The organism is Solwaraspora sp. WMMA2056 (assembly GCF_030345095.1).
In the GTDB taxonomy this organism is placed as follows: Bacteria; Actinomycetota; Actinomycetes; order Mycobacteriales; family Micromonosporaceae; genus Micromonospora_E.
Window position 1 is genome coordinate 1,359,076 of record NZ_CP128360.1, and the last position, 15,112, is coordinate 1,374,187.

Annotated in this window: 14 protein-coding genes; 8 read left to right on the plus strand and 6 right to left on the minus strand. The window is 70.9% G+C overall.

Annotated features, from left to right (window positions below):
- The first annotated feature begins 62 nt into the window (after positions 1-62).
- Both O7608_RS06300 and O7608_RS06305 read left to right on the plus strand, forming a co-directional pair.
- The gene (locus O7608_RS06300) at positions 63-2,027 is read left to right on the plus strand and encodes an SseB family protein (protein ID WP_289209069.1); all 1,965 of its coding nucleotides are present in this window, start codon (positions 63-65) and stop codon (positions 2,025-2,027) included.
- Positions 2,024-2,389 (plus strand): UCP033725 family protein, encoded by a 366-nt coding sequence (locus O7608_RS06305; RefSeq protein WP_289209070.1) that lies wholly within the window; start codon positions 2,024-2,026, stop codon positions 2,387-2,389. The genes O7608_RS06300 and O7608_RS06305 overlap by 4 nt, the downstream gene beginning before the upstream one ends.
- 45 nt (positions 2,390-2,434) lie before the next feature.
- On the opposite strand, the gene O7608_RS06310 is transcribed toward O7608_RS06305, so the two are convergent.
- A complete protein-coding gene (locus O7608_RS06310; protein ID WP_289209071.1) occupies positions 2,435-3,373 on the minus strand; it encodes an alpha/beta fold hydrolase in 939 nt (312 codons plus the stop codon).
- Positions 3,374-3,478: 105 nt separating this feature from the next.
- On the opposite strand from O7608_RS06310, the gene O7608_RS06315 reads away from it, so the two are divergent.
- Complete coding sequence (locus tag O7608_RS06315) at positions 3,479-4,714, plus strand: C45 family autoproteolytic acyltransferase/hydrolase (protein ID WP_289209072.1); 1,236 nt, start codon at positions 3,479-3,481, stop codon at positions 4,712-4,714.
- Here O7608_RS06315 and O7608_RS06320 read toward each other — a convergent pair.
- From O7608_RS06320 to acs, 3 genes are all read right to left on the minus strand, one after another.
- A complete protein-coding gene (locus tag O7608_RS06320) occupies positions 4,659-5,024 on the minus strand; it encodes a hypothetical protein (protein ID WP_289209073.1) in 366 nt (121 codons plus the stop codon). The two genes, O7608_RS06315 and O7608_RS06320, sit on opposite strands and share 56 nt — an antisense overlap.
- Before the next feature lie 218 nt (positions 5,025-5,242).
- Positions 5,243-7,612, minus strand: a complete 2,370-nt coding sequence (locus O7608_RS06325) for an immune inhibitor A domain-containing protein (RefSeq protein WP_289210803.1) — start codon at positions 7,610-7,612, stop codon at positions 5,243-5,245.
- A gap of 277 nt (positions 7,613-7,889) precedes the next feature.
- Positions 7,890-9,854 carry an acetate--CoA ligase gene (gene acs / locus O7608_RS06330; RefSeq protein ID WP_289209074.1) on the minus strand — a complete coding sequence of 655 codons (1,965 nt, stop codon included), beginning with the start codon at positions 9,852-9,854 and terminating at the stop codon, positions 7,890-7,892.
- A gap of 156 nt (positions 9,855-10,010) precedes the next feature.
- On the opposite strand from acs, the gene O7608_RS06335 reads away from it, so the two are divergent.
- Complete coding sequence (locus tag O7608_RS06335) at positions 10,011-10,763, plus strand: Fic family protein (RefSeq protein WP_289209075.1); 753 nt, start codon at positions 10,011-10,013, stop codon at positions 10,761-10,763.
- Positions 10,764-10,808: 45 nt separating this feature from the next.
- Here O7608_RS06335 and O7608_RS06340 read toward each other — a convergent pair whose 3' ends face one another.
- Entirely contained in the window at positions 10,809-11,609 is an 801-nt protein-coding gene (locus O7608_RS06340; RefSeq protein ID WP_289209076.1) for an HAD family hydrolase, read from the minus strand.
- A gap of 520 nt (positions 11,610-12,129) precedes the next feature.
- On the opposite strand from O7608_RS06340, the gene ssd reads away from it, so the two are divergent.
- From ssd to O7608_RS06350, 3 genes are read left to right on the plus strand one after another with little or no spacing between them, the layout of a single operon-like run.
- Complete coding sequence (ssd, locus tag O7608_RS06345; RefSeq protein WP_289209077.1) at positions 12,130-13,221, plus strand: septum site-determining protein Ssd; 1,092 nt, start codon at positions 12,130-12,132, stop codon at positions 13,219-13,221.
- A complete protein-coding gene (locus O7608_RS31955; protein WP_353850504.1) occupies positions 13,218-13,652 on the plus strand; it encodes a type II toxin-antitoxin system RelE/ParE family toxin in 435 nt (144 codons plus the stop codon). Before ssd ends, O7608_RS31955 begins: the two co-directional genes overlap by 4 nt.
- Positions 13,652-13,966: a helix-turn-helix domain-containing protein gene (locus tag O7608_RS06350; RefSeq protein ID WP_289210804.1), complete on the plus strand. Its 315-nt coding sequence runs from the start codon at positions 13,652-13,654 to the stop codon at positions 13,964-13,966. Before O7608_RS31955 ends, O7608_RS06350 begins: the two co-directional genes overlap by 1 nt.
- 69 nt (positions 13,967-14,035) lie before the next feature.
- Here O7608_RS06350 and O7608_RS06355 read toward each other — a convergent pair whose 3' ends face one another.
- Entirely contained in the window at positions 14,036-14,221 is a 186-nt protein-coding gene (locus tag O7608_RS06355; protein ID WP_289209078.1) for a DUF397 domain-containing protein, read from the minus strand.
- Positions 14,222-14,905: 684 nt separating this feature from the next.
- Here O7608_RS06355 and O7608_RS06360 point away from each other — a divergent pair.
- Positions 14,906-15,112 (plus strand): YegP family protein, encoded by a 207-nt coding sequence (locus O7608_RS06360; RefSeq protein ID WP_289209079.1) that lies wholly within the window; start codon positions 14,906-14,908, stop codon positions 15,110-15,112.

Sequence of the window (15,112 nt, forward strand, 5' to 3'; positions counted from 1 at the left end):
GCCGCCCCACCTTGTAGGTTGTATCCGACGCGTGTGGCCTGTCCGGCGGAAGGGGGGCGGCCGTGACCGACTGGGAACCGGCCACCGAGGTCGAGGCCGCGATGCGTGATGCGCTGCTCCGGCAGGACCAGGAGCTGTACTTCCAGATCCTGGCCGGTACGGAGCTGCTGCTGCCGGTGTCGGCGGAGGCGCTGGCCGGCCAGGCTCCACTCGGCTGGGGTACCTGGACCACCAACGGCCGTACCCACGTGCTCGCCTTCACCTCCCCGGTCACCCTGCGCGCCTGCCTCGGTGACAACGGCAGTTCCGCCCGTCGGGTGACCTTCGCCGAGCTCGCCGCCACCTGGCCGAATCTCGAGTGGTGGCTGGCGGTCAACCCCGGTCTGCCGATCGAAGGCTGGCTGCCGGCCTGGTTCGTCGCTCAGCTGGCGCGGGGCGACGCGCGACTGCCGAACCGCGGCGGGCAGGCCCGCGCGCGGGCCACCGCCACCGTGCCGACCGGCATGGGGCCGACCGGCATGGGCGGTCACGGTGATCAGGGCGGTCACGGTGCTCCGGCCCGGCCCGGGGAGCCCGTGCCGCCGCCGCACGACCGGTACACCACCGACCACGCCGCACCACCGGCACCCGCACCACCGGCACCCGCGCCGCCGACCACCCCGGCCCCGCAGGGCCAGTGGCCGCACCGCCCGCAACCCGACCTCGCCACGGCGTCACCGACCGCGCCGCCGGCGCCTGCCAGCCCACCGCCGTACGGGTCGACCCGTACGAGTGGCAGTGCCGGTGGCGGCGTAGGGCCCAACGGCCTGCCGCGTCGTGTCCCGACACCACCTGCCGGTCCGGCGCCGGTCGAACCTGCGGCGTCGGCCCCCGCATCGGCTGCTCCGGCCCCGGCGAACGTCGCCCCAGCTCCAGCCCCCGCCCCAGCCCCGGTCGAGGTCGCGGCACCGGGCCCGGTCCCCGCGCCAACGGTCGCCCCGGTCGAGCGCGTCGAACAGCCCGTACAGCCGCAGCCCGAGCCAGAGCCACAGCTGCCGGAGCCTGAGCCGGCCGTCGTCTTCGATCCGGCGAACGACGTCGAGCGCGACCTGGTCGCCGCTGCCGGTGGCGGCGGCAGCAACTCCTTCCTCTCCACGCTGCTGCTCGCCCGGGTCCTGCTGCCGGTCTCGCCCGAGTCTGCGGCCGGGGCGCGGCCCGGCGACGACGGCTTCGTGTGGCGTACCGAGACAGTGGACGGTGACACCTTCGTCCTGGTGTTCACGTCGCCGGAACGCATCGCCGACCACTTCGACAGCCCGCTCGAAACGGTCGAGGTCAAGTTCGTCCAGCTGATCCGGCGTTGGCCCGACACCCAGTGGTCGTTCGTCATCAACCCCGGCACCCCGGTCGGCGCGAAGCTGCCCGGCACCGAGATCGTCGGCCTGGCCAGCTGGGCCGCCGAGCTCGGCCTCGGTGACGAGACCGAGGCCGAGCCGGCGGAGGCCCGGCCGGCCGAGTCGCCGGTCGCGCAGCCGGTCGCCGCGACCGGTGGCACCGATCCTGACCAGCCGACGATGATGCAGAAGGCCATCGCGGCCAGCCAGGTCGACTACTACCTGGAGCGCGGATACGACCGGGTGTCCGGCTTCGTGCACCGGGCCGCCGAGGTCGCCCATCTGAACACCCCGGGCAAACTGCACGCCGCGCTCGGCCTGGGCTACGCGGGCTCACCGTTCGACCGGGCGGCGACGGAGATCTTCGTGCTCCGCTGGCCGGCCTACCGGCCGAGTCTCTACCGCATCCCCTACGGCGGGCAGCACGAGTCCGCGATGCGGGCGATGGAAGGCTGGGTCATCGAGCGTCCGCCGTTCCGGGGCAACGGGTTCGCCCCGGGCGAGAGCAGCGACGTGGTGGCCGAGTTCAAGGTGGACAGCATCCGGCTGCCGCACGGATCCCAGCTGTGGCGGCTGACCGCCGACGGCACCGAGACTCTCGTCGCCCGCCTGGACGTCGACGAGGCGGCGTGGCAGCGGGTCAAGGAGGAATGATGCGTGACGGCTACGTCGCCCGCTGGCGGGGGCAGGAGTACGACGCCAGCCCGGACGGCGACCACGTCCGGATCTACCAGCCCACCGACGGCGACGGATTCACCGCCATCCGCCCCGGCCGGTGCGTCCGGGTGGTGCCGGCCGCCGAGATCGACGACCTGGCGTACGTGCGGACCACCTGCACCTGGCACGGCCAGCCGTTCGTGGTGCTCGCCAAGCACGACAGCTGGCTGCGGGTCGAGTACACCGGCGGACGCGCCCCGGTCGCCCAGTCCCTCGGGCTGGAAGAGTTCGACTTCGGTGTCTACCAGGGCTGGGCACCGGCCAACGAGGTCACCGAGCTGCGGGAGCAGCGGGTCTGAGCCGCGGATCCGCCGCCGGGCCGGGGCGCCGCTGGATCGGCCCGGTCAGCTCTTCGCCCACCGCAGCACCTCACCGAGGACCACGTCGGGAGATTCGACGTGCGGGAAGTGGCCCACCCCGTCCAGTAGCCGCCACTCGTACGGGGCGATCACGTACCGCCCGGAGCCTTGCGCGGTACGCGGCAGGACCGCCGGGTCCAGCGCACCGTGCAGCTGCAGCGTCGGCGTCACCAGCGGTTCCTGCAGCAGTTTCACGAAGCGGTAGCCGTGCAGCCGCAGCAGTGACCGGAACGCCCAGCGGTAGCCCTCCAGCGCGCAGAACGACGCCTGCGGGATCCGCATAGCGGTGCGGCACCGCTGCTCGTACTCGGCGAAGCGCGGCCCGTCCGTCCAGGCCGGCCCGCCCCAGCGTCGGAGGAATTCACCGATCATCGTGGCGTCGTCGCGGGTCAGCACGTGCTCGTAGCGGGGCAGCTGGAACCGTAGTGACGGGGTGGAGGCGGTGAACTGCCCCCGTGGATCGGAGAAGATCGCCGATCGTAGCCGCAGCGGGTGGGCGGCCCCGATGACGACCAACCGGCGCACCATCCGGGGGTGGAACGCGGCGGCCGTCCAGCCGATCATGCCGCCGAACCCGGCGCCGACGATGACGGCCGAACGCTCGCCGAGGGCCCGGATCAGGCCGGTGACGTCGGCGGCCAGCGTGTAGCCGTCGTAGCCACGGGGTGGTTTGTCGCTGGCCCCGAAGCCGCGCATGTCGACCGCGACGGCCCGGTACCCGGCGTCGGCGACGGCCGGCAGCATCTCGTGCCAGGCCCACCAGAACTCGGGAAAACCGTGCAGGAACAACACCAGCGGGCCGGTGCCCGCCTCGACGACGTGGAACCTGCTGCCGTTCGCGCCGACGTACCGGTGCTCCCATGGGCCGTCGATGAGCACGCAGGACTCGTCCACCGGACCGACCGCCCCGCCGTCATCTGCCATGGCCACAGCGTAGGCGGCCGCCGCACCCTGCGGATAAGGCCTGGTCAGACAATCAGGGAAGATTCCGGGGCAGGTCTCGTCACTGGCGACGATAGGGTGATCCCCGTGGCTGATGATGTCGCCCGGCACGATCTGCGGGCCCCGCTGCGCGTCGCCGGAGTCCCGGTGGTCGACGTCACCGGCGCGCCCGCCGAGTGCGGTGCCGGGTACGGCGTCGCCGCCGCCGATCTGATCGCCGACAACGTCGACCGGTACCTGCGCCGCTTCCTGGACGAGGCCGGGCTGAGCCGGGCAGCGGTACGCGTGGCCGGAGGCACGTTCCGGAACGCCAGCCGGGCCGTGCACCCGCGAGTGACCGACATGCTCGACGGGCTGGCCGAGGGCGCCGGCGTGCACGTCGACGAGATCTACGCGCTCAACGCGCGTACCGAACTGCTCTACGGCACCCGGCCCCCCGCCGCGCCGGCGCATCCGGACGGTGCCGACGGCGGCTGTACGGCGGTCGGCGTGCTCGGCACCCACACCACCGACGGTCACCTGCTGCTCGGGCAGAACTGGGACTGGCACCCCGATCAGCGGGACACGATGGTGGTGCTGCGTACCGTCGACGAGCGTGGCGACGCGGTGCTCACCCTCGCCGAGGCCGGCATGCTCGCCAAGACCGGGCTGAACTCCGCCGGCCTCGGGGTCTGCGTCAACATGCTCGGCACCGACCGGGACGGGCTGTCGGCCGGCCGTACGCCGGGGGTGCCGTACCACGTTCTGCTGCGTGCCGTGCTGGAAGCCGGCAGTCTCGGTCAGGCGACCAGGGTGGCCTGCCGTACGCCGCGCAACGCCTCGATCAACATGCTGCTCGGTCAGGCCGGGCCGGGCGGCGGCGAGCTGCTGGATCTGGAGGTCGTACCCGGTGACGTGGGCTGGCTGCACCCGGCGGACGGGGTGTTGACGCACGCCAACCACCTGGAGAGCGCCCTGGCGGTGCGGGACACGATCAAGGACATGGGCGGGTCGTCGCTGTTCCGTTCGGCGCGGGCCCGACGGCTGCTGGTCGAACGGGCCGGTCGCGGCCCGGTCGGGCTCGACGCGCTGGCCGACGTGTTCCACGACCACCTGGGGCTGCCGTTGGCGATCTGCCGGCACCTCGACGAACGGGACGCCCCGGCGGACCAGGCCGAGACGGTCCACTCGGTACTGCTCGATCTGGACAGTCGACGACTGGGTCTGGCGGCGGGGCCGCCGTGCCGGCACGACTACCAGTGGCTGGAGCTGGCCGACGACGCCGACGTCAGCGCAGCAGCTCCGCGCGTACCAGCCGCCACGACTGACCGGGCCCGCAGCTGATCCGTACGTCGAGCGGCTCGACCTTGACCCGGATGCGGGTGTGCCGGACGAGTGGTGCACCAGCGTCGCCGTACAGCGCATGCTCCACGCCGTCGTCGGTGACCAGGCCGTAGCAGGGGCCGGTGCCGCCGGTGGTGACGGTGCCGACCAGCCAGTCGCCGGTGATCAGGTCGGACGGTGTCGACGGCGGCGTACCGGGGCGGGTCGGCACCGGCGGGTCGGTGCGCGACAGCGGCGGCCCCGTCGGGTCGGCGGACCTGGTCGGGGTCTCGCCTGGCTCCGTCGGGGTCTCGCCGGGCTCAGTGGGCATCGTGTCTCCCGGCTGCGGGGTGGCCGACGTCGTGTCTCCCGGCGGTGGGGCGCAGGCCGCGGCGGTGAGGGCGAGGGCGCAGACGCCGACGGCCAGCCACCCGGCGCGGGTCGGACGACGCCGGATGGCTGACCGATGAATCAGCTGCGGAGGTGTCATGTCGGGTTGGACGCCGCCCGGCCGGCCGACGTTGCATCCGCCGGCCGGGCAGCACCGGCTCAGGAGATCCTGATCTTCATGGTGGTGCCGTCGACATCCACCACCCGGATCTTGACGCCGACGGCCGGCAGCTTGACCCCGTGGTTCGGCAACTCCTCGAAGAAGTACTTCTTGGTGTCGTCGAACACTGGTTGGGCCGCCTGGCCACGGATGTACTGCGGCTGGCTGTTGATGTGCAGGGTGAACGAGTCGGCCTTCTCCAAGCTGAACGGCGCGTCGTACACCTGGACCCGGGCCCGCCACGGCGCGCCGGTCAGGTTGTACATCGGCCGTGGCCGGGAGTCGATGTAGAGGTTGCGACCCTCACCCGGGTGCACGTTGGTGTTGTTGTCGGCCTGGGAGGTGTCCCAGTACGAGATCAGCAGACCCTCCTGGTAGGCGTAGTGGTCCACCCAGTCCGGCTTGCTGTCGGCGTAACCGAAGTAGTACGGACCGGTCTCGAGGTACCGGTCGTAGGAGACGTACGAGCGGTGCCCGGCGATGTAGTAGTTGTCGAACTCGCCGGTGGCGCTGGCGCCGACCGCCGACCAGCCGGTCAGGGTCCAGTCGCCGTCGCCTTCCGCGCCGTCGGTGAAGATCGGCGATCCGTCGGCGGTGACGACGATCTCGTCACCGAAGAAGCCGCCGTACGCCACCGCGCCGTCGGTGCGGTAGAGCAGCCGCACCAGCACCTCGTCACCGGCGTACGCGTCGAGCGGTACGGCGATGTCCACCCACTGGCCACCGGTCGAGCTGTCGATCGCCGGGGTGCCGCTGCCGTCGGTGCCGAACGGGTCGCCGTTGATGGTGCCGTCCAGCGACGTCCAGCTCGCGCCGCCGTCGGTGGACGCCTGGTAGTACAGGTAGTCGTAGTCGTCCTCGATGTCGTAGCGGGCCTTCATCGACAGGGCGGCGGTGGCGGCCCCGGTCAGATCGAACTCGCGGGTCATCGTGTTGTTCAGGTCGTCGGAGTTGCCGGAGAAGTACTGCAGGTCACCGGCGTACGGTTCGCCGAGCTCGGTGGTGACCTCCTTCTTCGGCAGGACCACCACGACCGCCTGCGCCCGCTTGGTGTTGTACTCCTGCGGTCCGAGGTGCAGGGTCCGCTTCTGGCCGGCGACCACCACCTCGTAGTCCAGCCAGCCGAGCTGCAGCTTGTTCCAGGCACCGAGGTCGCCGGGGCGCTCGCCGATTCCTTCGTCGGTGGCGGCACCGAGTCGGCTCTGCGCCATCAACGTCCAGTGCTCGTTGTTGTTGTCGCCACCGCCGGAGGTGTCGTAGTCGTCCGGCAGGCCCAGGTCGTGGGCGTACTCGTGGACGAAGACGCTCAGGCCGCCGTTCTCCGGCTGGATGGTGTAGTCACCGATCCACAGTCCGGTGTCGGCGATCTGGGTGCCGCCCAACAGGTTGTCGGCGGGGCCGGTCAGGCCGGCGTCGCTGGCGAAGGCGTACCAGCGGTGGCTCCAGATGGCGTCCTCACCCTGCCACGGGTCGCCGTCCTCCTGGCCGTGACCGGCGTGGACGATCTGGAAGTGGTCGAGGTAGCCGTCGGGCTCGTTGAAGTCGCCGTCGCCGTCGAAGTCGTACCGGTCCCACTTGTCGAACTCGCGCAGCTCGGCGGTGATCTCGGCGTCGGTGCGCCCGAGCGCCCGCTGGTCGGCGACCCACTGGTTGGCGGCGTCACGGACCAGCTGCCAGACGTTGCTGCACACGTTGCTGCCGCACAGGTCGCGGCCGTAGCGGGCGCCGTTGTAGCGGACCTTCACCCAGTCGGTGACGGTGCCGTCGACGCTGTACCGGCCGGAGGACTGCGTCTCGAAGTACGTCTTGACCGACTCGACGCCCTCGCCGGCGCCGAAGTACAGCTGCCGGTAGTGCTCGGCGGAGTAGTCGGCCTGCCAGACGGTGCTGTTGTTGACCGACCGGTCCGGCTCGGGGATCTGGTTGTGCAGCGGTCCGTCGAAGCTGACCGGGCCGGGCCAGCCGGGGTTGCTGTCCACGTCCGGGTAGCTGGGGTGCCGTTCGTCGCCGTACTCGGCCAGGATCACGAAGATCCGGTCGGTGGTCTCCCGGGAGAGCTCGACGTACTGGTCCTTGCCGGCGGCGGCGGTGCCCCGCCCGGCGAGGCCGGTGCCGGCTGTCTCACCGATCTTCGCGACGGTGCTGGCACCCCGGCGCTGCGGGGCGATCCGTCCGCTGACGACCTCGCTGACCGCACGTTCACGCAGCTCACGCCGCTTTTCGCCGAGCGGGTTGGGCAGGTCGTCGATGCTGGGGGCTACGGCCTGGGAGGGCGCTGCCGCCGGTGTGTCCACCGGCGGTGCCGCCCCCGCTGACGCGGGGAGAGCGACACCCATTCCCGAGGCAAGCGACACGGTGAGCATTCCCACCATGACTTTGCGCACGTGGTTACCTCCGGTTCGGGGGATACCGAGCCGCCACTTGGGTGAGTGGGGCTGGGGGTTCCGGATGATCCGGCCTCGTGTTGCGGGGCCATCGTGAACCTAGTCACCCGAGGGAACTTCTGTGAAGGTCCATGCGTCGATTTGTTTCACGATCATGGTTGGAACGCCCTGATATGTCACAACGCTCAGGGCACGCGAAAAAGCCGGTCCGGCCGCCGAAGCGGCCGAACCGGCCAGAGTGTCCAGCCCAGCGGGTACGCTGTCAGTCCTCGTCGGACTTGCCGCCCTGCATGCCGGAGGAGATCAGCTCCATCACGGTGGAGTCCTGCAGGGTCGTGACGTCACCGAGGGAACGGTTCTCGGCGACGTCCCGCAGCAACCGGCGCATGATCTTGCCGGACCGGGTCTTCGGCAGCTCCGGCACCAGCATGATCTGCCGGGGCTTGGCGATCGGCCCGAGCGTACGGGCGACGTGGTTGCGCAGCTCCTGGATCAACGCCTCGCCCGCGTCGCCGGCCGTGTCGGCGCTGCCCCGGGGGATCGCGAACGCGACGATCGCCTGACCGGTCGTCGGATCGGTCGCGCCGACCACCGCCGCCTCCGCCACCGACGGGTGCGACACCAGCGCCGACTCCACTTCGGTGGTCGAGATGTTGTGCCCGGACACCAGCATCACGTCGTCGACCCGGCCGAGCAGCCAGACGTGCCCGTCGGCGTCCTTCTTGGCCCCGTCACCGGCGAAGTACATCGTGTCGAACCGCGACCAGTAGGTGTCGATGAACCGCTGGTCGTCACCCCAGATGGTGCGCAACATCGACGGCCACGGCTCGCGCAGCACCAGGTAGCCGCCGCCCCCGTCGGGCACCGACGCACCCTGGTCGTCGACCACGTCGGCGCTGATCCCCGGCAGCGGGGTCATCGCCGAACCCGGCTTGGTCGCGGTCACGCCGGGCAGCGGCGAGATCATGATCGCCCCGGTCTCGGTCTGCCACCAGGTGTCCACGATCGGACACCGGCCGGCACCGATGTGCTCCCGGTACCACATCCAGGCCTCCGGGTTGATCGGCTCACCGACGCTGCCGAGCAGCCGCAGCGAACCCAGGTCGTACTTGGCGGGGATGTCCTCGCCCCACTTCATCATGGTGCGGATCAGCGTCGGCGCGGTGTACAGGATGCTCACCTTGTACTTCTGCACCAGCTCCCAGAACCGGCCCTTGTGCGGGGTGTCCGGGGTTCCCTCGTACATCAACTGGGTGGCACCGTTGGACAGCGGCCCGTACACGATGTAGGAATGCCCGGTGACCCAGCCGATGTCGGCGGTGCACCAGTAGACGTCCGTCTCCGGCTTGAGGTCGAAGACCGCGTGGTGGGTGTACGACGCCTGGGTGAGGTAGCCGCCGGTGGTGTGCAGGATGCCCTTCGGCTTGGCCGTGGTGCCGCTGGTGTAGAGGATGAACAGCGGGTGCTCGGCGTCGAACGGCTGCGCCTCGTGCGTGCTGCTCGCCGTCTCGACCGTCTCGTGCCACCAGTGGTCCTTGTCGGTCCAGGCGACATCTTCACCGGTACGCCGTACCACCAGCACGTTCTCCACCGACGGACACTGCGCGACCGCCTCGTCGACGGTCGGCTTGAGCGCCGACGGCTTGCCCCGGCGGTAGCCGCCGTCCGCCGTGACGATCACCTTGGCGCTGGCGTCGCGGACCCGGCCGGAGAGCGCGTCGACGGAGAACCCGCCGAAGACCACGTTGTGGGTGGCGCCGATCCGGGCGCAGGCCAGCATCGCGACCGCGGCCTCCGGGATCATCGGCAGGTAGATCGCCACCCGGTCGCCGGCGGTGACGCCGAGGTCGGTCAACGCGTTCGCCGCCTGGCAGGTCATCCGGTGCAGTTCGGCGTAGGTGATGGTGCGGGTGTCACCCGGCTCGCCCTCCCAGTGGATGGCGACCCGGTCACCGGCGCCGGCGGCCACGTGGCGGTCCAGACAGTTGTACGCGACGTTGAGCTGACCGCCGACGAACCACTTGGCGAACGGCGGGTTGGACCAGTCCAGCACCTGGTCCCACTCCTTGGCCCAGTGCAGCCGGCGGGCCTGGTCCGCCCAGAAGCCGAGCCGGTCGGCGGCCGCGGTGTCGTAGGCGGCCGCAGTGACGTTGGCCGCCCCGGCCAGTTCGGCCGGCGGCTCGAACCGCCGATTCTCCTGAAGTAGGTTCTCCAGCGTTTCGCTCATCCGTGGGGCTCCTCACACGTCGCTTGACTTGCTCCGAGGTTAGTGTCGCGGTCCAGCCGGCACGAGAGTTGTCGGATACCGGGGTACCCACCACGCGCCGAAAGGCCACACCCGCGCGGCGGGCGGTTGCTCGCGCCGGCTTGTACCGTGGCCGACGTGACAAGGACCGATCCGCTCGCCCCGCTGCTGGACCTCGCCGACGTGGCACCGGCGCTGGCCGCCGCCCGCGAACAGGTCGACGCCGCGCTGCGGCACCGCGCCCTGCGCCGCCACGGCGGAGCGGTCGCGGCCGAGGTCAGCCTGCGTTCGGCGGTCGCCAGCGCCGCGCTGGAAGGCCACCCGCACCCGGTCGCCGACGTCCGCGCCGGCACGGTGACGGACCCGGTGACGCAGGGGGCGCTGCGGGTGGCCGAGGCGGTGCCCGGGCTGGCCGACCGGTGGCCCCGTACCCCCCGTCAGGTCCTGGCCAGGTTGCACGTGCTCGCCGCCCGCGACCAGGTCCCGGCCGACCAGCTGGGGCGTCCGATCAGCGGTACGCCGGCCGTCGCCGCCCGGCTGGACGGGCTCGCGGAGCTGGTCGGCGGCGGTACGTCGGCACCGGCGCTGCTGGTGGCCGCGGTGGTGCACGCCGAACTGCTCGCGCTGCGCCCGTTCGCCGGCCCGAGCGGGCTGGTCGCCCGGGGTGCCGGGCGGCTCACCCTGGTCGCGGCCGGGGTGGATCCCCGTGGCCTGCTCGCCGTCGAGGTCGGCCACCGCGAGCGCGAACCGGAGTACGTCGGCGCGGCCGGTGCCTTCGCGACCGGTACGCCGGACGGCATCCGCTCCTGGCTGCGGCACTACCTCACCGCTGTCGAGTTGGCCGCGCGGGAGCTGACGACCGTCGCCGACGAGGTGCTGGCCACAGCCTGACCCGCCGGTCCGGTCCTCCTGGTGCGGCGGGTCTCGTCGGTGTCGTCAGACCGAGGTGGCCCGGGTGCGGCGGTGCCGGCCGTACCAGGCGATGCCGATCGCGACCCCGACCCCGACGCTGAGCGCGGCGGCGGCGACCGGCACGGCCGGACGTTCCCGCAGCCGACGCCCGAGCGGTACGGGGTGGCGGAACGCCAGCACCGGCCAGCCCTGCTCGGCGGCGATCCGACGCAGTTGCCGGTCCGGGTTCACCGCGCTGGGGTGCCCGACGCATTCCAGCATCGGCACGTCAGTGTAGGAATCGGAATAGGCGTAGCACTCCGCCAGGTCGTAGCCACGCTGCTCGGCCAGCTCGACGATGCCCGTCGCCTTGGCCGGACCGGCGGCATAGAACTCGATGTCGCCACTGTAGCGGCCGTCCTCGACCGCCATCCGGGTGGCGATGACGTCGGTGATCCCGAGCAGCTCGCCGATCGGCCGGACCATCTCCTCGCCGGAGGCGGAAACGAGCACCACGTCCCTGCCTGCGGCCTGGTGTTCCTCGATGAGCGCGGCGGCCTCGGCGTACACGTACGGGTTGATCAGCTCGTGCAGGGTCTCGGCGACGAGCTGGCGGACCTGCTCCACCGGCCAGCCCTTGCACAGCGCGGCGAGGTAGTCCCGGGTGCGGGCCATGGTCTGCTCGTCGGTGCCGCCGAGGCGGAACATCAACTGCGCGTACGCCGATTTGACCACGTCCCGGCGGGTGATCAGCCCATCGCGGTAGAAAGGCCGGCCGAACGCCAAGGCGCTGGACTTGGCGATGACGGTCTTGTCGAGATCAAAAAAAGCGGCGCTGCGGCCCACGACGCTGAAGTCTAGCCGTACCGCGCCGCTGTCGGCGGTCCCCGGGGTGGCCCCCGGGCGGGACCAGCGGGCAGCCCCGGTTACTGACCGTTGGATCAGCGGCCGGGCGGCTGCGGCCGCTGCTCGGGTCGGCTGCCGTTACGCGACTCGCCGGAAACACCACTCGACGTGTGGCGGTCCGCTCAGGCATGCTTGTTTGTGACACGGTTTCATCTCCCGGGTCGCGGCATCCAACAGACGCTCGGCGGTTGCACCCCCCGTGACCGCTGAGAGGGTTCGGCTCGACCCCCCCGGAGCCGAACCCCAGACGACCCCCGCCATCCCCCCGGCGGGGGTCGTCGCTATCTCCAGGTCGGTGCCCGGCGGTTCGCATGCGGCACTCGCTGTAGCAGATCAACTGGCTGTCGACGGCGTTGTCCACAGGCGGCCCGGTTGTCCACAGGCCGCCGGGTCGACAGCGCGTTGGGCCCAGATCTGCACCCACAGTTACGGCATCCCTCACCGACCGCAGGAGGTCCGGATGCCGCCGCGTACCAGCACCGTCGTACCCCGCCGGCTGCCGCTGGTCGTCACCGCCGACGAACGGCTCCTCGACGACCTGCTGCGCCTCGCGGCGCTCGCCGGCACCGAGGTCGACCTGGCCGCCGACCCGGTGGCCGCCCGCTCCCGGCAGGCCGTCGCCCCACTCGTCCTGGTCGGCGCCGACCAGGCCGACGCCTACCTGCGGGCCCGGCTGCCCCGCCGACCCCGGCTGGTCCTGGTCGGCCGCGCGGACCAGGAGCCGCCCTGGCAGATCGCCGAGGTGCTCGGTGCCGAGCACATCGCGATCCTGCCGGCCGCCGAGCCGTGGCTGGTCGACCGGTTCACCGACGACGGCGACGCCGAGCGACCAGCGGCGGCGGTCGTCGGGGTGATCGGCGGCCGGGGCGGGGCCGGTGCCAGCGTGCTGGCCGGTGCCCTGTCGGTCACCGCCGCCCGGCGTGGCCTGCGCAGCCTGCTGGTCGACGCCGACCCGCTCGGCGGCGGCCTCGACCTGGTCCTCGGCTGGGAGCAGATCGACGGCCTGCGCTGGCCGGCCCTGGCCGACAGCGACGGCCGGATCGACCCGGCCGCCCTCGCCGTCGCCCTGCCCTGCCGGGGCGACCTCGGCCTGCTCTCCTGGGACCGGGGCGAGCCGCTGCCACTGCCGGCCGCGACGATGACCGCCGCGCTCGACGCCGCCCGGCGGGAGCGGGACCTGATCGTCGTCGACCTGCCCCGCCGGCCCGACGACGCCGCCGTCGCCGCGATGCACCTTACCGACCGGGTCCTCGTCCTGGTCCCGGCCGAGTTGCGGGCCACCGCCGCGACCGCCCGGGTGATCGCCCGCATCCACCGGCACTGCTCCGACCTGTCGCTGGTCGTGCGCGGGCCGGCACCGGGCCGGCTGCGGGCCCGGGAGATCGGGCGGACCCTCGGGCTGCCGGTGACCGGGGTGCTGCAGCCTGAGCCACGGGTCAGCCGTGGGCTGGAGCGCGGCGAAGCGCCGGGTGCGTCGGGTCGCGGCCCGTTGGCCGAGTTGTGTCAGCGGATCGTCGCCGGCCTGGTCGACCGTACGGCGGCAGCGTCGTGACGACCGGTCCGGCTCGTTCGGACGCGGGCGACCGACGTTCCGGTGATGCGGCCTCCAGGCACACGCCGTTATCGCAGTTCTGCTATATTGGCCAGGCGTCGTGGCCTGTCTACTACCACCCCGAGGCGGAAGCGGAGTTGCGTGAGTTGCGAGCCGCTGAGCGTGTGGCGATCGGCCATGCAGTAGACAAACTGGTAGCAATCGGGCCAAACCTTGGGTACCCGCACTCGAGCGACATCAAGACAGCCACAAACCTTCGGGAGCTACGCCCACGAGCCGGCCGTAGCCGCTGGCGAGCCCTCTATCGCCAGGTCGGCAACGCCTATGTCATCGGAGCCATCGCCCCCGAGGTGAGCGTCAACCAACGAGCCTTCCGAAAGGCAATCGCGGTAGCTGAGAAGCGCATCGACGAAGTGAGGGGCGACGAGTGATGAACCTGTCCGATCTGAAGACCTCGGCCCAAGTCCACGACGAGCAGCGCCACGACCCAGAGTTCAGCTCGGAGTGGAACCGCACAGCGTTCGCTAACGATGTCGCACTGCGCATCTTGCGCTACCGCCGGGAGCATGGCCTCACTCAGACGGCGCTCGCCCGCGAGGTCGGGATGACCCAGTCGGTGATCGCGCGCCTTGAGTCGGGCGACCAGCCGCCGTCGATCGCGACCCTGGCCAAGCTGTCGAAGGGTACTGGCATGGACTTCAATATCAAGGTCAGCAGTGGTGCTGTCGAGTTCATCGCAGCCTGACCGCCTGCCCTGACGCCAGCGTATGCCCCTGGTCCCGTTCATGGGATCAGGGGCAGGCGTTCAGTGAGTTCAGAGGTCGAACTGGCCGACCTTGATTCCCTGGACGAAGCCGGTCCAGGTGCCGGCGGTGAACGACAGGATCGGCCCGGCCTGGTCCTTGCTGTCACGGACCTGGGCGGCTTGGGCGACGAACCGGGCTTCTACACAGTCACCGGACGAACCAGACCGGGTGCTCTTGCGCCACGCCGAGTCCACGTCATGCTCCTTCTGCTGAGTCGGCTGCCGATGCCAGACCTCGTAGTAGCCCTGAGGGCTGACACGCGCCTCGCTCGTCGCGCGTCGGTCGGCCCTTGGGCCCTGGCAAATCCGTTGATCGTCGTGACGGCAGCATCCGCGATCATGTTTCTGGTGCCCTGCGCGATGCGCCGATAGTACGGTGCCCGGACATTATCAAGGCCTTGGCCGAGCTCATGCGAGCCATCCGCTCTGAAGGTCGAGGCGAGGCGACGTGACCAGCAATCGGGCAGTTGGTGTACATCTCGCCCGTCACGCTGAGTGTTCGTACATGTGTCGGAGGTGCAGTGCTGGGCATGGAGTCGCCGACGTACACGACTCTCTAAAATCACACAACATCTTGTGTGTAGGTCTCGCCTAGACGGCACATGTAGACAGTTGGTCGAACTATGCGAGTGTGTGATCAACTTGACGGGGTCTGGCTTGGCCCCTACGCTTCGTGACCGGGACAGAAAAAGGACCCCAGACCCAGATGGTCGAAGGTCCGACATTTCCGGGCTGGGGTCCACTGCAACTTTGCCGCTGCAGTGTGACCTTACAACGGGTGTGCCCTGACGCGCACGGCGAGTCGGGCACAGTTGTCCGGGATGGCTCTGCCTCGCTGTGCGCTGCCGACAGACGGCAGGCGCCCCGGAAGGTGAGCAAGTGGAAATCCAGATCCATTACTCGAGCAACCCGACGCAGCAGTACTACTGGCAGATCGTTGCCAGCAACGGCCGGATCCTCGCCACGTCGGAGACGTACTACAACAAGAGCGACGCGATGAGCGCCGCCCGGTCCGTCAAGTACCAGGCGGGCTCCGCTCCGATCGTGGACCACACCGTCGGGTCGTCGTCGTACGGCCGTTGGTGA